Origin of the sequence: Gordonia sp. UBA7860 (assembly GCF_002500165.1) — a bacterium.
Classification (GTDB): domain Bacteria; phylum Actinomycetota; class Actinomycetes; order Mycobacteriales; family Mycobacteriaceae; genus Gordonia; species Gordonia sputi.
The window spans coordinates 20,783-44,318 of the sequence record NZ_DLSO01000111.1 but is presented as its reverse complement, the minus strand read 5'-3'; the positions used below and the strand labels follow the sequence as shown (position 1 = coordinate 44,318).

The 23,536-nt window shown below is 66.6% G+C and carries 22 protein-coding genes and 1 pseudogene; 3 read left to right on the top strand and 20 right to left on the bottom strand.

Annotated features, from left to right (window positions below; translation table 11 throughout):
- Positions 1 to 71: 71 nt before the first annotated feature.
- The 5 genes from ribD to B3T59_RS13840 form a co-directional block, all read right to left on the bottom strand.
- Positions 72 to 1,055: a bifunctional diaminohydroxyphosphoribosylaminopyrimidine deaminase/5-amino-6-(5-phosphoribosylamino)uracil reductase RibD gene (gene ribD / locus B3T59_RS13860; protein ID WP_313318321.1), complete on the bottom strand. Its 984-nt coding sequence runs from the start codon at positions 1,053 to 1,055 to the stop codon at positions 72 to 74.
- Positions 1,056 to 1,077: 22 nt separating this feature from the next.
- Entirely contained in the window at positions 1,078 to 1,776 is a 699-nt protein-coding gene (rpe, locus tag B3T59_RS13855; protein WP_372495399.1) for a ribulose-phosphate 3-epimerase, read from the bottom strand.
- A gap of 10 nt (positions 1,777 to 1,786) precedes the next feature.
- A complete protein-coding gene (locus B3T59_RS13850) occupies positions 1,787 to 2,353 on the bottom strand; it encodes a GtrA family protein (protein ID WP_064861723.1) in 567 nt (188 codons plus the stop codon).
- 71 nt (positions 2,354 to 2,424) lie between these two features.
- Positions 2,425 to 3,894, bottom strand: coding sequence for an HNH endonuclease (locus tag B3T59_RS13845; protein WP_287003847.1), 1,470 nt, complete (start codon positions 3,892 to 3,894; stop codon positions 2,425 to 2,427).
- 70 nt (positions 3,895 to 3,964) lie between these two features.
- Positions 3,965 to 4,552 (bottom strand): TetR/AcrR family transcriptional regulator, encoded by a 588-nt coding sequence (locus B3T59_RS13840; protein WP_287003845.1) that lies wholly within the window; start codon positions 4,550 to 4,552, stop codon positions 3,965 to 3,967.
- Between the two features lie 91 nt (positions 4,553 to 4,643).
- Between B3T59_RS13840 and B3T59_RS13835 the strand changes: the two are divergent.
- Positions 4,644 to 5,135: pseudogene (locus B3T59_RS13835) on the top strand (SDR family NAD(P)-dependent oxidoreductase); the annotation flags it as partial.
- 35 nt (positions 5,136 to 5,170) lie between these two features.
- The gene (locus B3T59_RS13830; protein WP_287003855.1) at positions 5,171 to 5,344 is read left to right on the top strand and encodes a hypothetical protein; all 174 of its coding nucleotides are present in this window, start codon (positions 5,171 to 5,173) and stop codon (positions 5,342 to 5,344) included.
- A 21-nt stretch (positions 5,345 to 5,365) separates the two neighbouring features.
- On the opposite strand, the gene B3T59_RS13825 is transcribed toward B3T59_RS13830, so the two are convergent.
- The 8 genes from B3T59_RS13825 to mihF all read right to left on the bottom strand — a co-directional run bounded on the left by B3T59_RS13825 (position 5,366) and on the right by mihF (position 13,523).
- On the bottom strand, positions 5,366 to 6,739 hold the full coding sequence (locus tag B3T59_RS13825) for an RsmB/NOP family class I SAM-dependent RNA methyltransferase (RefSeq protein WP_064861712.1): 1,374 nt from the start codon (positions 6,737 to 6,739) through the stop codon (positions 5,366 to 5,368).
- A complete protein-coding gene (gene fmt / locus B3T59_RS13820) occupies positions 6,736 to 7,680 on the bottom strand; it encodes a methionyl-tRNA formyltransferase (RefSeq protein WP_251721310.1) in 945 nt (314 codons plus the stop codon). The genes B3T59_RS13825 and fmt overlap by 4 nt, the downstream gene beginning before the upstream one ends.
- Positions 7,681 to 7,719: 39 nt before the next feature.
- Complete coding sequence (locus B3T59_RS13815; RefSeq protein ID WP_287003841.1) at positions 7,720 to 9,651, bottom strand: primosomal protein N'; 1,932 nt, start codon at positions 9,649 to 9,651, stop codon at positions 7,720 to 7,722.
- Positions 9,652 to 9,715: 64 nt separating this feature from the next.
- Complete coding sequence (gene metK, locus B3T59_RS13810) at positions 9,716 to 10,927, bottom strand: methionine adenosyltransferase (RefSeq protein WP_287003840.1); 1,212 nt, start codon at positions 10,925 to 10,927, stop codon at positions 9,716 to 9,718.
- Positions 10,928 to 11,056: 129 nt separating this feature from the next.
- Positions 11,057 to 12,301: a bifunctional phosphopantothenoylcysteine decarboxylase/phosphopantothenate--cysteine ligase CoaBC gene (gene coaBC, locus B3T59_RS13805; RefSeq protein ID WP_287003839.1), complete on the bottom strand. Its 1,245-nt coding sequence runs from the start codon at positions 12,299 to 12,301 to the stop codon at positions 11,057 to 11,059.
- 12 nt (positions 12,302 to 12,313) lie between these two features.
- On the bottom strand, positions 12,314 to 12,613 hold the full coding sequence (gene rpoZ, locus B3T59_RS13800) for a DNA-directed RNA polymerase subunit omega (protein WP_287003837.1): 300 nt from the start codon (positions 12,611 to 12,613) through the stop codon (positions 12,314 to 12,316).
- A complete protein-coding gene (gmk, locus tag B3T59_RS13795; protein ID WP_197494644.1) occupies positions 12,610 to 13,212 on the bottom strand; it encodes a guanylate kinase in 603 nt (200 codons plus the stop codon). The genes rpoZ and gmk overlap by 4 nt, the downstream gene beginning before the upstream one ends.
- Positions 13,209 to 13,523, bottom strand: a complete 315-nt coding sequence (gene mihF / locus B3T59_RS13790; RefSeq protein ID WP_064870783.1) for an integration host factor, actinobacterial type — start codon at positions 13,521 to 13,523, stop codon at positions 13,209 to 13,211. Before mihF ends, gmk begins: the two co-directional genes overlap by 4 nt.
- A gap of 613 nt (positions 13,524 to 14,136) precedes the next feature.
- On the opposite strand from mihF, the gene B3T59_RS13785 reads away from it, so the two are divergent.
- On the top strand, positions 14,137 to 14,691 hold the full coding sequence (locus B3T59_RS13785) for a hypothetical protein (protein WP_005202691.1): 555 nt from the start codon (positions 14,137 to 14,139) through the stop codon (positions 14,689 to 14,691).
- An 80-nt stretch (positions 14,692 to 14,771) separates the two neighbouring features.
- On the opposite strand, the gene pyrF is transcribed toward B3T59_RS13785, so the two are convergent.
- Genes pyrF through pyrR form a run of 7 tightly spaced genes read right to left on the bottom strand, consistent with a single transcriptional unit; the run spans position 14,772 to position 23,504 of the window.
- Positions 14,772 to 15,614, bottom strand: a complete 843-nt coding sequence (gene pyrF / locus B3T59_RS13780; RefSeq protein WP_287003835.1) for an orotidine-5'-phosphate decarboxylase — start codon at positions 15,612 to 15,614, stop codon at positions 14,772 to 14,774.
- Positions 15,614 to 18,949, bottom strand: a complete 3,336-nt coding sequence (gene carB, locus B3T59_RS13775; RefSeq protein ID WP_287003833.1) for a carbamoyl-phosphate synthase large subunit — start codon at positions 18,947 to 18,949, stop codon at positions 15,614 to 15,616. Before carB ends, pyrF begins: the two co-directional genes overlap by 1 nt.
- On the bottom strand, positions 18,949 to 20,118 hold the full coding sequence (gene carA, locus B3T59_RS13770; protein ID WP_005202688.1) for a glutamine-hydrolyzing carbamoyl-phosphate synthase small subunit: 1,170 nt from the start codon (positions 20,116 to 20,118) through the stop codon (positions 18,949 to 18,951). Before carA ends, carB begins: the two co-directional genes overlap by 1 nt.
- Positions 20,115 to 20,636: a hypothetical protein gene (locus tag B3T59_RS13765; RefSeq protein WP_039854484.1), complete on the bottom strand. Its 522-nt coding sequence runs from the start codon at positions 20,634 to 20,636 to the stop codon at positions 20,115 to 20,117. The genes carA and B3T59_RS13765 overlap by 4 nt, the downstream gene beginning before the upstream one ends.
- Entirely contained in the window at positions 20,633 to 21,964 is a 1,332-nt protein-coding gene (locus tag B3T59_RS13760) for a dihydroorotase (RefSeq protein ID WP_064870785.1), read from the bottom strand. Before B3T59_RS13760 ends, B3T59_RS13765 begins: the two co-directional genes overlap by 4 nt.
- Positions 21,961 to 22,932: an aspartate carbamoyltransferase catalytic subunit gene (locus tag B3T59_RS13755; protein WP_287003829.1), complete on the bottom strand. Its 972-nt coding sequence runs from the start codon at positions 22,930 to 22,932 to the stop codon at positions 21,961 to 21,963. Before B3T59_RS13755 ends, B3T59_RS13760 begins: the two co-directional genes overlap by 4 nt.
- On the bottom strand, positions 22,932 to 23,504 hold the full coding sequence (gene pyrR, locus B3T59_RS13750) for a bifunctional pyr operon transcriptional regulator/uracil phosphoribosyltransferase PyrR (protein WP_005202678.1): 573 nt from the start codon (positions 23,502 to 23,504) through the stop codon (positions 22,932 to 22,934). The genes B3T59_RS13755 and pyrR overlap by 1 nt, the downstream gene beginning before the upstream one ends.
- Positions 23,505 to 23,536: the final 32 nt, after the last annotated feature.

Sequence of the window (23,536 nt, the reverse complement as noted above, 5' to 3'; positions counted from 1 at the left end):
ACGATCATCGCGCTCGCGGGCGTGATCGCAGGATGGTTCATCGGCCGGAACCGCTTGAAGCGCAAGTAGGTTCAGTCACGCGCCATGCGGATGAGAACGTCGTCACCGAGTCGCTCGACGTCGGTGGTGACAAATCGCTTCGCTTGCGCGAGGGTCCTGAGCGCTGGCCGGTCGACCGAAGCAGCACCTGCGCCGAGCACTGTCGGTGCGACGTAGGCCTCGATTTCGTCGACGAGACCCGCGTCGATGAAGGCGCCGATGATCGCCGGTCCGCCCTCGACCAGCACCCAGGTGGCGTCGGGTAGGGCGGCGAGGACGTCTGCCGGGTCGTGGCTGCGCACCTGCAGAAACGGCGCGGCGTCGTCGCGTATGCGGGCCGACGTGTCGACGTCGCGCAACCCCATCGCCACCCGGACCGGTTGGAGTGGCGCGAGAGTGTCGTCGGGCAGGCGTGCGGTGAGAGAGGGATCGTCAGCGAGCACGGTTCCGGTGCCTACGACGATGGCGTCGATCTGCCGGCGCTGGAGGTGTGCGCGCGCCCGTGATTGTTGGCCGGTGATCCAGCGGCTCGTGCCGTCGGGTGCGGCCACCCGGCCGTCGACCGTCGACGCGATCTTCGCGGTGACGAACGGCCTGCCGTGCTCCTGCGTGAACAGCCAGTGGCGCAGTGGACCGGTGCGCGCCTCGACGTCGAGGCGACCGGATTCGACGTCGACGCCCGCGTCGCGCAGCCGCCCGGCTCCCCCGCTGGCGGTGGGATTGGGGTCCGCAACAGCGAACACCACGCGCGCGATCCCCGCGTCGATCAGGGCCTGCGAACACGGGCCGGTGCGGCCGGTGTGATTGCAGGGTTCGAGTGTCACCACCGCGGTTGCGCCGCGCGCGGCGTCCCCCGCAGCACGCAGCGCCATGATCTCGGCATGCGGCCCACCAGGTGGCTGTGTGTGGCCGCGCGCGACGATCTCGCCATCAGGCGACACGATCACCGCCCCGACGGGCGGATTGGGAGAGCTGAGCCCCAGTGCGCCGACCGATTCCTCGATGGCTGACCGCATCGAGGAATCGAGCAGGGGTTTGTCAGTCGACACGAGCCCTGGCCGTGGCGGCCTGCTCGCGCAACGCTGCGACAGCCTTACCGGGATCGTCGGCACCGTAGACAGCCGAACCCGCGACGAAGCAGTCGACGCCCGCTTCGGCGGCCTGCTCGATGGTGTCGGCGTTGATTCCGCCGTCGATCTCGACGAGCAGTCGCAGATCCGACGAGTCGACGATCGTGCGCACGATCTTGACCTTCTCCAGCACCTCAGCGATGAACTTCTGTCCGCCGAAGCCCGGCTCGACACTCATCACGAGCAACGTGTCGATGTCGCGCAGGATCTCCAGGTACGGCTCGAGCGGCGTGTTCGGCTTGATCGCGAGGCCGGCCTTTGCTCCTGCCGCGCGGATGTCACGCGCAACATCGACGGGATCCGACGTCGCCTCGGCGTGAAAGGTGACGTTGTAGGCACCGGCCTCGGCGTACGGCGGCGCCCAGCGCTTGGGGTCGTCGATCATCAGGTGGCAGTCGAGGGGGATGTCGGTTGCCTTGAGCAGGCTCTCGACGACCGGGAGCCCGAGCGTGAGGTTGGGGACGAAATGCGCGTCCATCACATCGACGTGCAGCCAGTCGGCGCGAGTGCTGCCCGGATGCGCGACCGCAGCAGATTCGGCTGCGAGATTGGCGAAATCGGCGGAGAGAATCGACGGCGCGATCATCGGCGTGTTGGCGTCACTCATGGCAGCCAATCTAACTGTCCACCGGACCCGACGATGTGGCAGGTTCTGCGGAGGCAGCCGGCGGCACCTGCTCTTCACGCGCGGCGATCGGTGACCGCACCGCGCGGAACGTCCACAGCTTGTTGACGGCGAAGTTGATGGGCATCGTGATCACGATCGTGATGATCTGGGCCCAGTACTCACGCGAATGCAGACCTGCGCCCTCGTGGAAGAACGACGACGAGAGGTAGATCGGCGACGTCGGATTGGTGAAGCCCACCTTCAGGAACATGCCGACGATCGCAGCGACGCTGCCGACGGCGAGAAATGGCCAAAACTCCGACCACCAACTCGCATGCTTGGCACTTTTGAAGGTCCATGTGCGGTTCAGCTGGAAATTCACGCAATTCGCCACGAGAAATCCGACGATCCAGACGATAACCGTATAGCGAAGGTTGAAGTCGGTGCCGCTGACGTGCCACACCACGTCGTTCGCCTTGGTGGTACCGCCGTGGGCCTTGTTCAGCAGGATAGCGACGACCATATTGACGACGACTCCGCACGCTCCGACAATGCCGAAACGGACAAACTGGCCCATGCTACGTATGTGTTCGGCGTACCGGGCTGCGCGAAGATCGTTCACGTATGGGCAATATACGTGGTCAACGCTCAAACTCCCGCACCGAGAATCAGCGCGCCGTCGGAAGTGATGATATTTGTGCCCTCTGAATGCGCAGCATTTCGCCCATCTGCCATAGGCGATGTACGCGCGTCATCGTCGACGACGAGGTCAGCGGAACCCTCGTAGGCGTCGGCAACGCAACTGACGTCACGCAGCGTTGATCGGTGCCGCCAGTTCGGTCTCGAGCGCGCTCTCCCCCCCGGCCGGAATCCGACGGTGGGCGGTGAGGTGCTCCGATGCTCGCACCCCGAGGGGGTGATGACGTCGATCACGGTGATGTCGCCGAACTCAGTGCGCCGACGGTACTTCCAACCGGGCAGTTCCTTGACCAGATTGTGAAGGCGGCACAGCCCCTCGCCGTTCTCAGCAGTCGTTTCTCCACCACTGCGATGGGCGAGGACGTGATCGATGTGTTCGACGTGGCCGTTGCAGTAGGCAACCCGACACCGCCTGTCACGCCGGGCGACGAAGAGCGCCAATGCCGACGGGAAGCACCGCGACCTGGCGTCCATCGAGACCAACGTGCCGTCGGACGGCCTGGCGTAGAGGCGGCGCAGGCTCGATGCGGTCTCGCTGTCAGGATCGAAGCCTTCCGAGATGAGCTGGCGTGCGATCGACGCCGGAATCGGCCCGTATCCCGGAACCTCCGCCGCCTTCTCACCCCCGAGCATCGTCTCCGCTGACATCACCAGGTCGACAGCGACCGGGACCGCATCGGCTGACGCCTGTCCCGTGACCCGCTCGACGAGCGTGTCGGCCATGATCTGCGCGTGGCTGCGGTCGTCTGCACCGACGACCGAGTCGGCGTACCGCTTGAGTGCCGCGTAGACCGAGATTCCCTGCTTCATCGGCAGCAGCGCGGACAACTGCGTCATCAGATCCGGCGCCGGACGAACTGACACTCGACGATCCTTCTCCGCCTTGGCCTTTCGATCGACGACGGCGCGGGGTTCCAACTCGTATACGTGTTGCTTCGCCAACGCCTCGAGTTGCCGATCGCCGACGCCTGCGAGGGTCTCCGGATCCTGACAGACCCGACGGTCGATCTCCTCACGCGTTTCGCGCGTGAGGTAGGCGGTCTCGCGGACCAGAATTGTGGCGCGCCACTCGGTCAGTCGGCCCGATGCCAGCGCATCGCGCGTGTGCGGCATCTCGTGGTGGAGCGCCCGCGCGAATCCGAGGTACTGAGACCCCTTCTGCGGAGAGGCTTTTCGCGCGATTCCGATTTCGGCCGAGAGTCCCCGACCCAGCCTCGCCTTCGGTATGCCACGCAGCTCCTCATCGGCGCGACGGAGTTCATCCAACCGCGCGGCCTCACGGGCCTGCGCTGCAGCACAGGCGGATTTGATCTCTTCCAGCACGGTGAGCCGGGCGGCGGCATCGGCTTCGGACTCCGCAGCCGACATCTCACCGAGCGCAGAAACCAGCGATTCCAGCTCGCTGGTTTCTGCAAACATGAGGCTCCCGACGTCGTCGAATGTTTGTTCTAGTCTACGCTGAATGTAGCCTTGCTGCAATCATTTTCGATCAAAATGGCGCCGGGGCGAGTAGGTCGACAAGTGCCCTGACATCGTCATCCACCATCGGTCGCTCTGTCGCCAGTACGCGATACCAAATGACACCGAACACGACGTCGGCAACGAGTTCCGCCGACAGGTGGCCAGGAAAATCGCCACGCGCTGCGGCACGGTCGACGATCTCAATGAGCGCCTCACGTCGACGGTTCAAGAATCCTTCACGAAACCGTTGAGCGAACTCGGGATTGACCTGGGACTCCGCCATCAGGCTACGCAGGGTGTCTGCGATTCCGGACACTGCCATCAACCTGATCGAATCTCGGAGGAAGTGTTCGATGTCGTCACGGAATGTGCCGTGGTCGTCGTGCGAGACACTCAAGTCGGCCCTTGAGGCACCGGCTTCGAGGAGTACGTCAGCCTTCGTCGGCCACCATCGGTACACCGTCTGCTTCCCGACACCTGCACGAGTAGCAATGCCCTCAATGGTCAGACCCCGATAACCCACTTCCTGCGTGAGCAGAAACGCGGCCGACAGGATCGCACTCCTCGCGTGTTCATTGCGTTTGGGACCTCGACGACTCGCTGATTGGTCCGACATGCCCACAACTCTAGCAATCACGAGACGCGATGGTCCGCAATTGCTGCTAACGTAAATACGAACCGCAACGTCTCGTGAAGGGATTTGTCTCATGCCTACATCGCTCATCATCGGCGGGAGCTCCGGAATTGGTCTCGCCACCGCCGCCCGACTCAGCACCCTGGGCGACATCGTCCACATCGCTGGTCGCAACGTGAAATCTCTGTCTGAGGCCACGCGCCAGCATCCGTCGCTGATCCCGCATGAACTCGACGCGGGCGACTTTGATGCTGTTGCCTCCCTGGCCGCCGGCGTGGGCGTCGTCGATCGTCTCATCGTGACGGTGAGCGGCAACAAGGGAGTTGGACCGCTCGCCGACCTGGACCTCGAACGCCTGCGCTCGGCCTTCGACGAGAAGCTCTGGCCGACCATCACAGCTCTCAAAGCCGCATTACCGCATCTCGCACACAGCGCATCGGTCACTTTGGTCGGTGCGATCACCGCCCGCATCGGCATGCCGGAGACAGCCGGCATTGGTTCTCTCAACGCCGCAGTGGAGGGACTAGTGGCACCACTTGCCGCCGAGTTGGCGCCGGTGCGTGTCAACGCTGTCTCGCCCGGCTATGTCGACACCCCCTGGTGGAGCATGCTCGACGACGACGCCCTGCTGTTTTCAAACAGATCGCGGACGGGCTGCCGACCAAGAGAATCGCGGCCGCCGACGATATCGCGCAGGTCATCGAACTACTCGCCACCAACCCGAACATCACCGGCACCGTCATCGAGTCCGACGGAGGAGCCCGCGTCGCCTGACCCGGCACCGCCCTCCGACTGTCACTCCTTCGTCAGCGCGGCCAGGAACATCGCGTCGGTGCCCTGCCGATGGGGCCAGAGTTGTACGTGCGGGCCGTCGCCGATCTCCTCGGTGCCCACCAGTGGCCGGGCGTCGAGCTGCCGAGCCTCCGGGACGTCGTCGAGAACAGAGGCGACGAGTTCGGTCGTCTCCGCGGGGTGCGGCGAGCACGTCGAATAGACGACGACGCCGCCGGGGCGCACCATTCGCAAAGCCTCCGTGAGCAATTCACGCTGAAGTCCCACGAGCTCGGTGACGTCCTCGGGAGTGCGCCGCCAGCGGGCCTCCGGTCGACGACGAAGCGAGCCGAGTCCCGAACACGGGGCGTCGAGCAGAATTCTGTCGTAGCCGGGGGCCAATCCCGTCTCGGGCGTGAGAGTGCGCGCGTCGCCGACGTGGACGTCGACAGGCATGTCGCGGGTGACACCGCGGATCAGGTCGGCGCGGTGTTCGCTCACCTCGACGGCGTCGACGTGTGCCCCGTCGATGTCGGCGATCGCGCCGATCAGCGCGGCTTTACCGCCGGGGCCTGCGCACATGTCCAACCATCGGCCGCCGTCCTCGCCGATGTCGGCGGCGGTGACAGCCCGTGCGACGAGCTGACTCCCCTCATCCTGAACTCCCGCATACCCCTGGCGCACAGCCTCGATGTCGCCAGGGTCGCCGCCCGGCAGGTACACCGCGTACGGCGAGTAGCGACCAACCTCGCCACCGCTCGTGAGGGCCAGTTCCTCGGCAGTGATCAATCCCGGACGCGCGACGAGGTGCACCGGCGGGCGCTCGTCGTCGGCGGCGAGTGCGGCCTGCAGCTCGCCTGCGGAGCCCCCGAGTGCGTCGGAGAACACCTCCGCGATCCACCGCGGATGGGCGTACCGGAACGCGAGATTGCCGACGAGATCCTCCCAGATCGGCGGAGCGAGTTCGTCGACCCACAGATCCTCGTCGCGCTGAGAAATCTTGCGCAGCACAGCGTTCACGAAACCCGATGGCCCCATGCCCTTTTCGCTACGAACAAGATCGACGGACGTCGAGACCGCCGCGTGCGCCCCGATGCGGGTACGCAGCAACTGGTAGGCACCGAGACGCAGCACGTCGAGAACGTCGCCGTCGATCTCGGACACCGGACGATTCGCCGCCGCGGCGATGATCGCGTCGAGAGTGCCGAGTGCACGCGCTGTGCCGTAGGTCAGCTCGGTCGCCAGCGCGGCGTCGCGTCCGGTGATCTTGCGCTCCCGCAACAGCTTCGGGAGTACGAGGTTGGCGTAGGCGTCGCGCTCACGGACTGCGCGAAGGACGTCGCGGGCGACCTCGCGGACCGGATCGGCGGCCTTCTTTCGCAGTTTCGGATCACTCATGACAGCACCGTCTCCTCGTCGAGTCGCGCACCACGCGCCCAATCCGTGGCGGGCATCTGCTTCTTGCCCGGCGGCTGCACCCACCCGAGCCGCACGGGATCGGTGGCCGTCCCGACGAACACCACCTTTTTGGTGACGACGACGCGCCCGGGCGCCAGATCCTTCGGCGCGGACGGGTCGTCGGAGCCGACGAGGCCGACCGGGCCGAGCTTCACGCGCGCGTCGCCGAGTGTCGTCCACGCGCCAGGTGCGGGAGTGTGCGCACGGATACGTCGATCGAGCAGGTGCGCGGGCAGATCCCACCGGACCCGCGCGTCGTCGACCTCGACCTTGGGTGCGTGGCTGACTCCCTCTGCGGGCTGCGGCACCGGCGACAACGCACCCGCGGCGATCCCGTCGAGAGTGGACGCGAGGAGCGTCGACCCTGCGTCGGACAGCCTGTCCAGCAGGTCTCCGCTGGTGTCGGTCGGCCGGATCGTTTCGGTCAGCACACCGTAGACAGGGCCGGTGTCGAGGCCCTTCTCCAGCAGGAAGGTGCTGGCGCCCGTGGTCTCGTCACCGGCGGCGATCGCGGCCTGCACCGGTGCGGCCCCACGCCACGCGGGCAACACCGAGAAGTGCAGATTGATCCAGCCGTGCGGCGGGATCTCGAGAACGTCCGGCGGAATCAGCCCGCCATAGGCGACCACGGCTCCGACGTCGGGTTGCCACCGCGCGAGTGCGTCGCCGACCTCCGCGTCGGACATCCGACGCGGGCTGATGACCTCGATGCCGTTCGCATCGGCGAGTTCGGCGATCGGTGACCGCGACACCTTACGACCACGCCCCGCGACCGCATCGGGTCGCGAGATCACACCGACGACCTCATGGTCGGCCGAGGAGAGCAGTCGCTGCAATGAGGGCACCGCGACCTCGGGTGTTCCGGCGAACACGATCCGCACGTCAGACTCCTTCGGCGTCGTTGGGCGCAGACATTGCGCTCATCCGATGGTAGGTGGATCGACCTGCACACGGATCGGCCCGGTCTCGTGATGTGTGTTGCGGCGCACCTGCGCCTCGGTCAGCGCCGCCGTCAGCTCTCGCCCGTGTCGGCGGTCGGTGCGCACCAGAATGCGTTCGATCTCGGCGCCGTCGGGAACACCAGCGGGGGGACGGACGCCCGGTGGCAGTGGCACCGGACCGAGAACGTCTGCACCAGAAGGCAATTCGATCAGATCGGTGAACGCGTTGATCGACGCGGTGTCGCCGTCGATCGAGGCCATCGTCACCGCGGGCGGAAAACCCAACTCGACCCGATTGCCGAGTTCGTGCGCGGCGAAACCCACCGGATCCCACCGGATGACCGCTTGCACCGGGCTCAGCGACGCGTCGGCGACGATCACCATCGCACCGCCGTCGTGGCGCGCACGGATCAGCGCACCGATCGCCATCCAGCGGCGCACCGCGTTCTCGTCGACGCGCAGGTCGAAGCGGTCGAGCTGGGCCCACGTGTCGAGGACGATCGCCGCTCCGTAACCGCCGTCGGCAATTGGTTCTGCACCCGGCGTCGACACGACGACGCGCGCCCCACCGTCGACTCGGTCGTGGATCGACGAGCCGCCACTGGTGAGCACCGGGACACCCGCAAAGGCACGTCCCAACTCCTCGGCAGTACGGCGTGCGCCCGTCGTGAGCGCCCTGACCTGCATACCGCCACAGTCGACGCAGCGAAAGCGCAGCTCGATCCGGCCACACCATCGGCAGGTGAGCTGCTGGTCGGCGCCCATCTGCACCGGCCCGTGACACGACCTACAGCGCACGTGGGTACGACATCGCGCGCACGCGAGCGACGGGATGTATCCGCGCCGAGGCACGCTGAACAGGACCGGGGCGTCGGCGGCGATGGCTTTCCGCGCGGCGTCGAACGCCACCTCGGGTATGCGTGCGCTGTGCGCCAACGGATCACGTGCCACGCGCGCATCCTCGTCGCTGATCGCGTCGATCCTGGGGCTGCGGTCGCGGACCGTCGTTCGCGCGGCAACGAGGTCGTGGGCCCAGCCGGCCTCGGCGAGCACCTGTGCCTCGGCGGTTCGTGCGAAACCACCGATCACGAGTCCGGCGCGCTCGATGTGCGCCCTCAACACCGCGACCTCGCGTGGGTGCGGATACGGCGCTCGCGGCTCATCGAGGCTGTCGTCGCCATCGTCCCAGATGACCATCAGCCCCAGGTCGTGCACGGGCGCGAACACCGCACTGCGGGTACCGAGTACGACGTCGGCCGCGCCTCGACGCACCGCCAACCATCGCCGATACCTGGCGGTCGGGCCAAGTCCTGCGGCGAGCGTGACGCACCGGTCGCCGAGCAGCGGCTCACATGCTGCCGACAATCTGTCGAGGTCACGTTGATCGGGTACTACGACGACCACACCGCGCCCCGCCGCGGCGACGTGCGCCGCGAGTTCGGCGAGTCGTGCCGGCCAGTCCTCCCCCGGCGTCGCCTGCCACAACGCCCGCGGAGCACCTTCGGCGAGCGAGTCGAGGAACGAGTCGGCGTTGAGATACGCACGCCACCCGTCACGTTCGGGAACGACGACGTCCGACGTCGGCGCAGGCGTCTCCTCCTTTTCGGTGCGCGCGTGTCGTGGCGGCACCGCGAGTCGGATCACGTCGGACATCGTGCCCGCGTAGCGCTCGGCCACCGCACGACAGACGAGCATCATCTCGGGCGAGAGCACCGGCTCGGGCGAGACGATCCGTTCGAGCCACCCCAGCTTGCCGGGATGCTCGGATTCCTCGACGCGGTCGAGAAGAAAGCCGTCGACGAGTCGGCCAGAGAACCGAACCCGCACGCGGACTCCCGGGACGGCATCGGAATCTTGCTCGGCGTCGATCAGATAATCGAAAGGCCGGTCGAGATGGGCCAGCCCGAGCATGGGCAGGACCTTCGCGACCGGCTTCGACGCTGCACGTTCTTTCTGCAGAACTGCGGCTTATGTCTTAGAGACCCGCTGCCGAGCGCAGCTTGTCGGCCCGGTCGGTGTTCTCCCAGGGCAGGTCCAGATCGGTGCGCCCGAAGTGGCCGTAGGCCGCGGTCGGGCCGTAGATGGGACGCAGCAGGTCGAGATCGCGGATGATCGCGAGCGGGCGCAGATCGAACGTCTCGGAGATCGCCTTGCGGATGACCTCGGGATCGGTTTTCTCGGTGCCGAAGGTCTCGACGAAGAGTCCGACGGGAGCTGCCTTGCCGATGGCGTAGGCGACCTGCACCTCGATGCGGCTGGCCAGACCGGCGGCGACAGCGTTCTTGGCGACCCAGCGCATCGCGTACGCCGCGCTGCGGTCAACCTTGGACGGATCCTTACCCGAGAAGGCACCGCCGCCGTGGCGAGCCATGCCGCCGTAGGTGTCGACGATGATCTTGCGTCCGGTCAGGCCTGCGTCGCCCATCGGACCGCCGAGTACGAACTTGCCCGTGGGGTTGACCAGCAGTCGGTAGCCCTCGGTGGTGAAGCCGGGCAGATCCAGCTCGGCGAGGACCGGATCGATCACCTGCGACTTGATGTCAGGGGTCAGCATCTTCTCGAGGTCGATATCGGCTGCGTGCTGCGTCGAGACGACGACCGTGTCGAGTCGGACCGGCTTGTCGCCGTCGTATTCAATGGTGACCTGGGTCTTTCCGTCGGGGCGCAAGTACGGCAGCGTGCCGTTCTTACGGACCTCGGTCAGCCGACGTGACAACCGATGAGCGAGCGCGATCGGAACCGGCATCAGCTCGGGGGTCTCGTCGGTGGCGTACCCGAACATGAGTCCCTGGTCGCCCGCGCCCTGCGCGTCGATCTCGTCCTCGGAGATGCCGCTGCGGCTCTCGTGCGAGTTGAAGACACCACCCGCGATATCGGGTGACTGCGCACCGATCGCCACGTTCACACCGCACGACGCACCGTCGAAGCCTTTGGTCGACGAGTCGTAGCCGATCTCGAGAATCTTGCTGCGGACGATGCCGGGGATGTCGACGTAGGCGGTCGTCGTGACTTCTCCGGCCACATGTACCTGCCCGGTGGTGACGAGGGTCTCGACGGCCACGCGCGCCTTCGGGTCGTCGGCGAGGATGGCGTCGAGGACCGAATCGCTGATCGCGTCGCAGATCTTGTCCGGATGGCCCTCCGTGACCGACTCACTGGTGAACAGGCGTGACGCAGAGCTGGTCATCTGATCCTCTCAAACTCGTGTCCCCCAGTGGGAGCACACGGCAAACTCGAATGGTCGCCGTTGGTGGTCTCGTGGATTACAAACCTACACACTCGCCCCGACATTCGATTGACGAGGTGGAGGGCGAACCTAATCAGGCAGCAAAGCGCGAACTTCGTCAAGTATTCGGCTCGCCATGAGTGTTTTCGAACCGTAGGGAAGCGACGTCTCGTTGCCGTTCGCCGCGAGCAACCAGCCCGTATTGTCCTCGGTGCCGAACGCCTTGCCGTCGCCGACCGCGTTCACGACGAGCAGGTCGCAGCCTTTCCGACGCAGCTTCGCGCGGCCGTGGTCGAGCACACCACCCTGGTCGTCGCCCGTCTCCGCGGCGAAGCCGACGATCACGACCTCGGACGGGATGGCACCGGACTCCCTGGACTGCACGAGTCCACGCAGGATGTCCGGATTGGTCGTCAGCTCGATGGGTGCGGGGCCATCGTCGTTCTTCTTGATCTTGGTGTCGTTGACGGTGACCGGACGGAAGTCGGCGACAGCAGCGGCCATGATCACCGCGTCGGCGTCTGCGGCACGCTTGGTCATCTCGTCGGCGAGTTGGCGCGCGTCCTCGATATGGACGACCTGGACGCCTGCCGGCTCGCCTGCCTCATTGGTCGAGCCCGCGACGACGGTGACATGAGCGCCACGCTGTGCCGCGGCGCGTGCGAGTGCGAAGCCCTGTTTACCGGAACTGCGGTTGCCGAGGTAGCGCACGGGGTCGAGCGGCTCACGGGTGCCTCCCGCGCTGATCACGATGCGCGCACCCGCGAGGTCGTAGGGCAGCGCGTCGGAGCGGTCGAGCAGCAACTCGCCGAGCAGTGCGATCTCCTGCGGCTCGGGGAGGCGCCCAGCGCCGGTATCGCGACCGGTCAGCCGACCGGACGCCGGCGTCACGACAGTGGCGCCGCGCTCACGCAACGTGGCGACGTTGGCCTGCGTTGCGGGGTGCTCCCACATCTCCGTGTGCATGGCGGGGACGAACATCACCGGACAGATGACCGTCAGTAGCGACGCGGTGAGGAGGTCGTCGGCCCGTCCCATCGCGGCACGGGCCATCAGGTCTGCTGTGGCCGGTGCGACGATCACCAGGTCGGCAGCCTGACCCAATCGCACGTGCGGCACTTCGTCGACGTGGTCGAAGACCTCGGTCGAGACGGGATGACCCGACAGTGCTTCCAGGGTTGCCTTGCCGACGAACTCGAGAGCTGCACGGGTCGGGATGACCCGCACCTCGTGTCCGGCCTCGGTGAAGTGTCGGATGACCGAGCACACCTTGTATGCGGCGATGCCGCCGCCGACACCGACCAGAATGCGCCGCTTGGCGTCCGGAGTGGACATCTCCTGTGAGTGCTACTCGCCCTCGGTGTGCTGAAGCAGATCCGAGTGGATCTCGCGCATGGCGATCGACAGCGGCTTCTCCTGTATACCCGGCTCGACCAGCGGGCCGACGTACTCGAGGATGCCGTCGCCGAGCTGGTTGTAGTAGTCGTTGATCTGACGTGCGCGCTTGGCTGCGTAGATCACCAGGGCGTACTTCGACGACGCGCGCTCGAGGAGATCGTCGATCGGAGGGTTGGTGATACCGAGCGGGGTGTCGTACGACGGTGCGTCGACGATCTCGGGGGTGTCGAAATTGGTCTGCGTGCTCACGCGAACTCCTGCTTTGTATTGTCGGATCCAACCAGCAAGGATACCAACTGGCGGGCGGCTGAGTCGACTTCGTTGTTGACCACCACGTGGTCGAACTCGCCCTGCGCGTCCATTTCGGTTCTGGCGGTTTCGAGACGACGCTGCGCCGCCTCGGGTGTTTCGGTGCCGCGACCTGCGAGTCGTTCGACGAGATCGTCCCAACTCGGCGGCGCGAGGAAGACGGTGATGGCCTCGGGAAGTCGGCGTACCGCGTTGCGTGCACCGGCCAGGTCGATCTCCAACAGTACCGGCTGACCGGTCGCGAGGGCGTTTTCGACAGGCTTCGCCGGCGTGCCCGATCGCTGGAGTCCGCCGTGGATCTCTGCCCACTCGAGGAATTCGTCGTCGGCGATCATGCGATCGAACTCGGCGTCGGACACGAAGTAGTAGTCACGCCCGTCGACCTCGCCCGGGCGCGGCGCGCGGGTCGTGGCGGAGACGCTGAAGAACAGGTTGGGCACGAGCTCGCGGACTCGCCTCACGACGGTCGACTTACCCACGGCCGAGGGGCCGACCAGAATAACCAGTCGGCCCCTCGTGTGTGTGTTCTGCCCGCTCAGGACGGGAACTTCTCGAGCAGCGCCGCGCGCTGACGATCGCCGAGGCCGCGCAGGCGGCGCGTCGGGGCGATCTCGAGTTCGGTCATGATTTCCTGCGCCTTGACCTTGCCAACCTTCGGCAACGCCTCGAGCAGAGCCGAGACCTTCATCTTGCCGAGGATCTCATCGGTCTCGGCATCCTTGAGCACCTGCGTGAGATCGGTGCCGCCGCGCTTGAGACGCTCCTTGAGCTCGGCGCGTACTCGGCGAGCGGCAGCTGCCTTCTCCAACGCAGCGGCGCGCTGCTCGTCTGTCAACTGGGGAAGCGCCACGGGTTCCTCCGTCTTTCGTTCTAGAACTGACTACACCGGCGCCCGGGGCAGGCTCCGGTGGCGTGTGGCCGCGTGTCTCGACGTGTACTCGCCCGATCAGGGGCGCCATCACGTCGAATGACTGCAGCGAAAGCGACCGTACCCATCTGAACAGGCATTTGCGAGAGGCACCCCCGCGTTTTCGGTCGGCCTCGGTGATGTAGAGGGTTGGGAAACTCCCTGCTCACCGACGACTCGGCAGAGCCTACGCGTTCGCTGTGACAGACCACGAATCCACACAAAACCGCAGGTCACAGAGTCGACTCCGCGACACGTGTGTCTCGGACGCCTCGACGTCGTCGATGCTCATCGAATCTCGCCTGGTACTGCTGTGACAGCAGTTGCGACCGACAAACTCCGCGAATTGATGCACAGCTTGAGCGTGTCGCGCGGCCGCGTCCTCGACGCTCCCCTGTGCTGACGCCCACATCCACCGATCGGGGGATGCGCTGATCATCCTGCTGATCAGCCCGTCGGCGGAGGTTGCGAAGGGCTTCTGAGCGGCAAAGTCATTGGTGTCAGAAACAGCGACCACGCCCCCCAAGGACGCGGCCCCGTCGCAAGGAGAAACACCATGAACGCCAACACCACCACCCCCGAGACCAACACCGCCGCCGCAAGCACCGAGACCGCCAACACCGCAAGCACCGAGCAGACCAAGCCGCGTCACCGGAAGACCTTCGCGATCCGCACCGCGGCGGTTGTCGCAGGACTCGGCATCGCCGGCACGCTGGCTGCCGCCGGAGTCGGCGCTGCACACGCGGGCACCTTGCCGGTGAACCACCCGGGAGAGCCGACCGTCGCCATGACCATCACCAACCACACCAATCACACCGAGTTCTACGCGGGCGGTACGCCTGGCTCCGGTCAGTGGATCAACGCACCTCAGTTCGCCCTGGCCCCGGGGGCCAGCGAGGTCGTCACCGCGAGCGCACCGAACGCACCGTCGGAGACGGTGTTCGTCAACTACCAGGTCGGTGCCTTCGGCCCGCGTGCGATCTACGAGCTGGAGAACGTCCGCGGCGCTGTGAACACCAACATGACCGGCACCACCGGTGGTCACTACTTCGTCAATGCCTCGGTCGCGAGCGGATTCCCCAACGCGAACGCCGTCTACGACCTGTGGTGATAGGAACAAGCAGGCGCCCGTCCGGCACAGACAGTGTCGGGCGGGCGTTTCGTCGTCGGAGTCCTCGGAACGTCCGACGATCAGCGCAGAGCGGCCTCTACCTCGTCGCGAGCAAGCGCGAACGCCGTCCGCAGCGCAGCGACATCGGGACCGACGCGCAGCACTCCGCGGGAACTCGCGGGCAGCACCCAGGCCGGGTCGGCGCCGGAGAAGACCTCGGGGAGGTCGGCGGCCGTCGCACCCTGCGCCCCGAGACCGGGAGCCAGGATGGGGCCGTTCAGTGCGCTCAGATCGAGCCCGTGCGCACGGGTCGCTCCGACGACAAGCCCGACCGTCGCCGATCCGTCAGCGTTCTGTTCAGCGGCGTCGTCGACGATCGTCTGTCCGACTGCCCGGTCGCCCGTCGTGGCGAGTTGCACTCCTGCCCCCTCGGGGTTGGATGTGCGTGCGAGCACGAAGACTCCGCGCCCCCCGTGCCGCGCGGTGTCGATCGCAGGCGACAGTGAGCCGAATCCCAGATACGGCGAGACGGTGACGGCGTCGGCGCACAGTGGTGACCGTTCGTCGAGCCACGCGTGGGCGTACGCCTGCATCGTCGAGCCGATGTCGCCGCGTTTGGCATCGGCGAGTACGACGGCACCCGCCGCGCGGCACCCCGCGATGACAGACTCCAACACCGCGAATCCCGCTGCGCCGAACGCCTCGAAGAACGCCACCTGCGGTTTGATCACGGCTGCGACCGGGCCGAGCGCGTCGACGCAGACGTCGGCGAACTGCCGCAGCCCAGTGGTGTCGACGGGCAACCCCCACTGCTCGAGTAACTCGACGTGGGGATCGATCCCGGCGCACAGCCTGCCACGTTCGGCAACAGCAGATCGGTAGTGAACCGCGAAACCTGTTGTGTCCGAACGTGTCACACTCATCACCCCTCGTTGACCAGCGTCGCGTGCCGACGCTGCAGCGATTCGACGCCTATCTCTTTTCGCATCGCGGCCTCGATGCCCTGCACCGCGGCGCTGGCTCCCTGCACGGTGGTGATGCACGGGATTCCGGCGGTGACGGCGGCACTGCGGATCTCGTAGCCGTCGACGCGCGGCCCCGACTGGCCGTAGGGCGTGTTGATCACCATCGCGACCTCACCGGCGAGAATCGCGTCGACGATCGTGCGCTCCCCCGGCTTGGCCTCGAAGTGCTTGGGCACCGTCGTCGCGACGATTCCGTTGCGTCGCAAAACCTCTGCGGTGCCCTCGGTGGCCAGGATGGTGAACCCGAGGTCGGCGAGGTGTTTGACCGGGAACAGCAGCGCGCGCTTGTCCTTGTTGGCCACCGACACGAAGACGGCGCCCTGCGTGGGCAGTGAGCCGTGTGCCGCGGTCTGCGACTTGGCAAAGGCCCGCCCGAAATCGGCGTCGATTCCCATGACCTCGCCCGTCGACTTCATCTCCGGGCTCAGCAGCGCGTCGACTCCCGTGCCGTCGAAGCGGCGGAAGCGGTTGAACGGCAACACTGCTTCCTTGACCGCGATGGGAGCGTCGATCGGCGCGGTGCCGCCGTCTCCCGTGGCGGGCAGCAGTTCCTGCTCACGCAGTTCGGCGATGGTTTCGCCGAGCATGACGCGCGCGCACGCCTTTGCGAGCGGGACGGACGTCGCCTTCGACACGAACGGCACGGTGCGGCTTGCACGCGGATTCGCTTCCAGGACATACAGGATGTCGTCCTTGAGCGCGTACTGCACGTTCATGAGTCCACGCACGCCGATGCCCTTGGCCAATGCCTCGGTGGAGCGTCGGACCATCTCGAGATCCGATCGGCCGAGCGTGATCGGCGGCAGTGCGCACGCCGAATCGCCGGAGTGGATGCCGGCCTCTTCGATGTGCTCCATGACGCCACCGATGTACACCTCGGTGCCGTCGCACAGGGCGTCGACGTCGATCTCGACCGCGTCTTCGAGGAAGCGGTCGACGAGCACCGGATGGTCGGGCGTCAATTCTGTTGCGCGCGAGATGTAGTCGGCGAGCGATGCCTCGTCGTACACGATCTCCATGCCGCGACCGCCGAGCACGTAGGACGGGCGCACCAGCACCGGATAGCCGATCCGGGCGGCGGTATCGCGTGCCTCCTCGAACGAGGTGGCCGTGCCGAACGCTGGCGCGGGCAGTCCGGCTGCGGTGAGCACCTTGCCGAACTCACCGCGATCCTCCGCGAGATCGATTGCCGCAGGGCTGGTTCCGACGATCGGTACCCCGGCCGCCTCGAGACGGTCGGCGAGTCCGAGCGGTGTCTGCCCACCGAGCTGGACGATCACTCCCGCGACGGTGCCCGACTGCGACTCCGCGTGGTACACCTCGAGCACATCCTCGAAGGTCAGCGGCTCGAAGTAGAGGCGGTCGGCGGTGTCGTAGTCGGTCGAGACCGTCTCCGGATTGCAGTTGACCATGACCGTCTCGTAGCCGGCCTCCGACAGGGTCAGCGCCGCGTGCACACACGAGTAGTCGAACTCGATGCCCTGGCCGATGCGGTTGGGGCCCGAACCGAGGATCAGCACCTTGGGCCGCTCGGTCTGCGGAGCGATCTCGCTGGTCGCCGCGGGATCGAGCTCGTAGGTCGAGTAGTGGTAGGGCGTCTTCGCCTCGAACTCGGCGGCACAGGTGTCGACGGTCTTGTAGACGGGCCGGACGCCGAGCTCGTGGCGACGGGCGCGAACGGCATTCTCGTCGGCGACATCGTCACGCAGAGCGGCGATCTGACGATCGGAGAAGCCATTCGACTTCGCATCGCGGAGCAGATCCTCGGTGAGCTCGTCGGCGTCGCGGATCTGCGCGCCGAGCGCTCCGATCCCCGCGATCTCGGCGAGGAACCACGGGTCGATGGCAGTGGCGTCGTAGACCTGCTCGATCGTGGCTCCGGCGTCGAACGCGAGCATCACCTTGTAGATGCGACCGTCCTTGGGGGTCGCGATCTCCTCCAGCAGGGCGTCGAGGTCGACGGTCGCCGGATCGGGCCGGTTCGGCTCGGTCCAGAATCCGGCCGCCTTGGTCTCGAGCGAACGCATCACCTTGCCGAATGCCTCGGCGAAGCTGCGGCCGAGGCTCATCGCCTCGCCCACCGACTTCATCGTGGTGGTCAGCGTGTCGTCGGCGCCGGGGAACTTCTCGAACGCGAAGCGCGGCGCCTTGACCACGACGTAGTCGAGCGTCGGCTCGAAGCAGGCCGGGGTCTCTTTCGTGATGTCGTTGGTGATCTCGTCGAGGCTGTAGCCGATGGCGAGCTTCGCGGCGATCTTCGCGATCGGGAAACCCGTTGCCTTGGAAGCCAATGCCGACGAGCGGGACACCCGAGGATTCATCTCGATGACGATGAGCCGTCCGTCGCGCGGGTCCTGCGCGAACTGGATGTTGCAGCCGCCGGTGTCGACGCCGACCTCACGCAGAATGTCGATCGAGAGATCGCGCATCTTCTGGTATTCACGGTCGGTCAGGGTCATCGCCGGTGCGACGGTGATCGAATCGCCGGTGTGCACTCCGACCGGGTCGACGTTCTCGATCGAACACACGACGACCACGTTGTCGCGGTTGTCGCGCATCAGCTCGAGCTCGTATTCCTTCCACCCGAGGATCGACTCCTCGATGAGCACGTTGGCGGTCGGCGACGCCGCGAGGCCTCCACCTGCGATGCGGTCGAGGTCGTCTTCGTTGTAGGCCATACCCGAACCGAGGCCACCCATCGTGAACGACGGGCGCACGACCACGGGATACCCGAGGTCGGCGACGGTCTCGCGCACTTCTTCCATGGTGTGGCAGACGCGCGACCGCGCGCTCTCGCCCCCGACCTTGGCGACGATGTCCTTGAACATCTGCCTGTCCTCGCCACGCTGGATGGCGTCGAAGTCGGCACCGATGAGTTCGATGTCGTACTTCTCGAGAGACCCCCGATCATGCAGGGCCACAGCGGTGTTCAGCGCGGTCTGCCCGCCGAGGGTGGCGAGCACCGCGTCAATCGGATGACCGGAGTCACGCTCGGCCTCGATGACCTTCTCGACATACTCGGCCGTGATCGGCTCGATGTAGGTGGCGTCGGCGAACTCCGGATCGGTCATGATCGTCGCCGGGTTCGAGTTGACCAGGCTCACGCGCAGACCCTCGGCCTTGAGCACGCGGCATGCCTGGGTGCCCGAGTAGTCGAACTCGCAGGCCTGTCCGATGACGATCGGGCCGGAGCCGATCACCAGGACGTGATTGATGTCGTCGCGGCGCGGCATTAGGACCTCGTTCCGTGTGCGCGATCTGCCTCCAGCAGGGAGACGAATCTGTCGAACAGATAGGCGGCGTCGTGTGGGCCGGCCGCCGCTTCTGGGTGGTATTGGACCGAAAACGCTCGGCCGGAGAGCAATTCGACGCCCTCGACGGTTCCGTCATTGGCGCACACGTGGCTGACGCGGGCACGGCCGAAGTCGGTGTCGAATTCTTCGCCCGCTTCGCCCTCGAGCGCGAAGCCGTGATTCTGTGCGGTGATCGACACCTTGCCGGTCGCCGCGTCGATCACCGGGATGTTGATGCCGCGGTGACCGAACTTCATCTTGTAGGTGTTCCGGCCAAACGCGCGGCCGAGGATCTGGTTACCGAAGCAGATGCCGAACAGCGGCAGATCGGCGCCGAGGACCCGCCGGGTCAACTCGACGGCATCGTCGGCGGTCGCCGGGTCGCCCGGACCGTTCGACAGGAACACGCCGTCGGGCTTCAACTCGGCGATCGCGTCGAAGCCGGCGTCCGCGGGCAGCACGTGCACGGCGACGCCGCGCTCGGCGAACATGCGCGGGGTGTTGGTCTTGATGCCGAGATCGATTGCGGCGACGGTGAATCGTGGGTCGGAAGCCGGTTCGACGAGGTAACCGGTGTCGGTGCTGACCTCACCCGCGAGGTTCGCGCCCTTCATCGACGGCTGGCTGCGCACCCGGGCGATGAGTTCGTCGTCGTCGGCGAGCGCACCACCGGAGAAGACCCCGGCTCGCATCGATCCGTGGTCGCGCAGCACGCGCACGACGGTCCGCGTGTCGATACCCGAGATGCCGACGATGCCCTGGCGCTCGAGTTCGTCCTCCAGGGACGTTGTCGCGCGCCAATTCGACACGCGCCGTGTGGGATTGCGCACCGCGTACCCGGCGACCCAGATCTTGCCCGAGTCGCCGACCTCGCCCTCGCTGCCCGCACTGCCGGTCGATTCGCCGTCCTCGTTGTTCCAACCGGTGTTACCGATCTGCGGAGCGGTGGCGACGACGATCTGTCGGTGGTAGCTGGGGTCGGTCAGTGTCTCCTGGTAGCCGGTCATCGCGGTGCAGAACACCGCTTCGCCGAGCGTCTCGCCGACGGCGCCGTATTCCCGGCCGCGGAACACCTGGCCGTTTTCGAGCACCAGAACCGCTGCGGTCATTGGTCTTTCCTCTGTTCTGTATCGGGCTGTGTGTCGAATGCGGCCACCCATCCCGGGTAGACGGTCTTGTCGTCCGCGCGCATTCCTGAATCGATCTCGGTTCCGGTGGGCAGCACCCAGCGGATCACCAGCAGTCCGTCGGCCGTCATGACCTTGCCCGCGAGCCCTCGCTCGGTACGGACGGCGGTGATCGACGAGCGCGGAATCCAGATGTCGCTGGCCCCACGCCGTTCGAGCAGCACACCGTCGGGGTAGGCCGAGATGGTCGCGGTGGCGCGATCGCCGACGTCGCCGACTGCCACTCGGTTCTGCCAACTCGGCGCGAGCGTCGAGCCGACGTACACACCGGAGTCGGGGCCGAGCTGCGGCTCGCCGAGTTCGGTTGGGGCAACGGGCATCTCGCCGATCAACTCCGCCTGGCGACGACCCCGGTTACGCCATCCGCGCAGGACCAGCGAGATGAGTCCGAGCCACACCAGCACGACGACGATCACGATGATGATCTCCGACGCACTCACCGTGTCACCTCGCCGTCGCGTGCCGTGACCACGCCGCGCAGCAGCGTCGCCACCACGGTCGCGGGCATCGACATCGACTCGTAGGGGGTGTTGTCGGAAAGGCTCGCGAGCTCGCGCCCGTGCACCACCCACGACGTCTCCGGATCGACCAGCGTCAGATTCGCGGGTTCTCCGACGGCGATCGGGCGGCCCTGATCGGTGAGCCCGACGATCTGCGCGGGGCGTTCGCTCATGACGCGGGCGACGCCACGCCAGTCGAGCAGACCCGGAGCGACCATGGTCTCGACGATGATCGGGAGCGCGGTCTGTAAGCCGAGCATTCCGGGCTTGGCCTGCGCGAACTCGCAGCACTTCTCCTGCGCGGCGTGCGGCGCGTGATCGGTCGCCACGCAGTCGACGATCCCGTCGGCCAGCGCCTGACGCAGCGCCACCTTGTCGCGCTCCTCACGCAGCGGCGGATTCACCTTGTTGATGGCGTCGTAGGTCTGCAGCCGCGAGTCGTCGAGCAGCAGGTGATGCGGGGTGACCTCTGCGGTCACGGCGATTCCCTGCTCCTTTGCCCAGCGCAGCAGTGCGACGGTGCCCTCGGTCGACGCGTGGCAGATATGCACCCGCGCCCCGGCGTCGCGAGCCAGCAGTGCGTCGCGGACGACGATCGACTCCTCGGCCGCGCGGGGCCAGCCCGCGAGTCCGAGCCGTGCCGCTGTAGGACCCTCATGCGCGACGGCCCCGACCGTCAGACGCGGCTCTTCTGCGTGCTGCGCGATGAGCACGCCGAGCCCCTTGGCGTATTCGAGTGCCCTACGCATGAGCAGCGGGTCGGAGACGCATTTTCCGTCGTCACTGAACATCCGGACGCCCGCGGCCCCCGACGCCATCATGCCCATCTCGGCGAGTTGCTTGCCCTCGAGTCCGACGGTGACAGCCCCGACCGGGTAGACGTCGACGAGTCCGACTTCGCGTCCGGAACGCCAGACGTTGTCGGTCACCGTCGAGTTATCGGCGACGGGTGCGGTGTTGGCCATCGCGAACACGGCCGTGTATCCGCCGAGAGCCGCTGCGGCAGAACCACTTCGGATCGTCTCGGTGTCTTCGCGGCCGGGTTCGCGCAGATGCGTGTGCATGTCGACGAAGCCGGGAAGCACGATCGCGCCGGCACCGTCGACGACCTCGATGTCGTCCGGGGCGTCGATCGACGTTCCGATCTCCGCGATCTCGCCGTCGGTGACCAGTACGTCGACCGGGTCGCCCTCGCCGTACGGGCGGACCGAGCGGATCAGCACCGATCCCGTGGCAACCGATCCTGCTGCCGAGCTGGGGCCGGTCACAGCGCACCTCCTGATTCTGTGCCCGCGAGCAGCCGGAAGAGCACCGCCATGCGGACATGCACGCCGTTGCGCACCTGTTCGAGAATGGTCGCGCGCGGCGAGTCGGCCACCGAGTAGCCGATCTCCATGCCGCGCAGCATCGGACCCGGATGCAGCACGACGGCGTCGTCGGACAGCAACCCCATCCGACGCTCGTTGAGCCCGTAGCGCACCGAGTATTCGCGTGCGGACGGGAAGAAGCCACCGTTCATGCGCTCCGCCTGCACCCGCAGCATCATCACGGCGTCGGCGCCCGGTAGTTCGGCGTCGAGGTTGCCCGACGTCTCGACCGGCCACTCGTCGACGCCCACCGGAAGCAGCGTCGGCGGCGCGACCAACACGACGTCGGCGCCGAGGGTGGAAAGTAGATGCGCATTCGACCGCGCGACGCGCGAGTGCAGCACATCGCCGACGATCGCAATCCGACGTCCCTCGATACTGCCGAGTCGCTGACGAAGCGTGAGGGCGTCGAGCAGCGCCCGCGTCGGATGCTCATGGGTGCCGTCACCCGCGTTGATCACCGCGGGTCCGGTGCCCTCCGCATCCGGGCCGTCCGGGCCGAATCCGCCGGAGGTCCAGGCGGCGATCTGATGTGCCGCGCCCGACGCGGGATGCCGCACGATGAGCGCATCGGCTCCCGCAGCCCGCAGCGTCTTCGCGGTGTCGCGCAGCGATTCGCCCTTGTTGACCGACGAGCTCGACGCGCTCACGTTGATGACGTCGGCGCTCATCCACTTGCCCGCGACCTCGAAAGAAACCCTTGTGCGGGTGGAGTTCTCGTAGAACACGGTCATGACGGTGCGTCCGCGCAGCGTCGGGAGTTTGCGGATCTCGCGGCCGGTCAGCGCCTGTTCAAAGCGCTCGGCCTCGTCGAGAAGATCGGTGGCGTCGTCGCGGGTCAGGTCGGCAGTCGAGAGTAGGTGGCGCATCACTGATCCGCCTGCTCGTCGCTCGACCCCTTCGAGCCGAGCACGACCTCGTCGACGCCGTCGTGCTCGGTCAGGTGTACCGACACGGTCTCGTCGCGCGAGGTGGGGATGTTCTTTCCGACGTAGTCGGCGCGTAGCGGTAGTTCGCGGTGCCCACGGTCGACGAGGACAGCGAGCTGGACTGCCGCCGGACGGCCGAGGTCGCGGAGCGCGTCGAGTGCCGCGCGGACGGTTCGGCCCGAGTAGAGCACGTCGTCGACGAGGACGACGACGGCGTTGTCGACGCCACCGGCGGGCACCATCGTGCGTTCGAGGGGGCGGTGCGGCTTGGCACGGAGATCATCACGATAGAGCGTGATGTCGAGGTATCCGACGGGAACGTCGACGCCGGAGAACTCTTTGATCCTCGCGGCCAGCCGATCGGCGAGAGTTGTTCCACGCGTCGGGATTCCGATGATTACCACGCGGGGTGCATCGGGTGAGCCCAGAGCCGTCTTCTCGATGACCTGGTGCGCGACGCGCGCGATGGTGCGGGACACATCCGCGGCGTCGAGCAGAACACGTTCGCCCATGTATGGACCTCCTTCTCCGCCTCACGGGACGG

Bases quoted from the DNA above. Each gene is read 5' to 3' on its own strand.
- ribD (WP_313318321.1), bottom strand. From the start codon at position 1,055: ATGCGGTCAGCCATCGAGGAATCGGTCGGCGCACTGGGGCTCAGCTCT.
- pyrR (WP_005202678.1), bottom strand. From the start codon at position 23,504: ATGGGCGAACGTGTTCTGCTCGACGCCGCGGATGTGTCCCGCACCATC.
- B3T59_RS13755 (WP_287003829.1), bottom strand. From the start codon at position 22,932: ATGCGCCACCTACTCTCGACTGCCGACCTGACCCGCGACGACGCCACC.
- B3T59_RS13850 (WP_064861723.1), bottom strand. From the start codon at position 2,353: ATGGGCCAGTTTGTCCGTTTCGGCATTGTCGGAGCGTGCGGAGTCGTC.
- carA (WP_005202688.1), bottom strand. From the start codon at position 20,118: ATGACCGCAGCGGTTCTGGTGCTCGAAAACGGCCAGGTGTTCCGCGGC.
- metK (WP_287003840.1), bottom strand. From the start codon at position 10,927: ATGACCAGCTCTGCGTCACGCCTGTTCACCAGTGAGTCGGTCACGGAG.
- B3T59_RS13815 (WP_287003841.1), bottom strand. From the start codon at position 9,651: ATGCTCGGGCTGGCCCATCTCGACCGGCCTTTCGATTATCTGATCGAC.
- B3T59_RS13825 (WP_064861712.1), bottom strand. From the start codon at position 6,739: ATGAGTGATCCGAAACTGCGAAAGAAGGCCGCCGATCCGGTCCGCGAG.
- carB (WP_287003833.1), bottom strand. From the start codon at position 18,949: ATGCCGCGCCGCGACGACATCAATCACGTCCTGGTGATCGGCTCCGGC.
- B3T59_RS13785 (WP_005202691.1), top strand. From the start codon at position 14,137: ATGAACGCCAACACCACCACCCCCGAGACCAACACCGCCGCCGCAAGC.
- pyrF (WP_287003835.1), bottom strand. From the start codon at position 15,614: ATGAGTGTGACACGTTCGGACACAACAGGTTTCGCGGTTCACTACCGA.
- B3T59_RS13845 (WP_287003847.1), bottom strand. From the start codon at position 3,894: ATGTTTGCAGAAACCAGCGAGCTGGAATCGCTGGTTTCTGCGCTCGGT.
- rpe (WP_372495399.1), bottom strand. From the start codon at position 1,776: ATGAGTGACGCCAACACGCCGATGATCGCGCCGTCGATTCTCTCCGCC.
- coaBC (WP_287003839.1), bottom strand. From the start codon at position 12,301: ATGTCCACTCCGGACGCCAAGCGGCGCATTCTGGTCGGTGTCGGCGGC.
- B3T59_RS13840 (WP_287003845.1), bottom strand. From the start codon at position 4,552: ATGTCGGACCAATCAGCGAGTCGTCGAGGTCCCAAACGCAATGAACAC.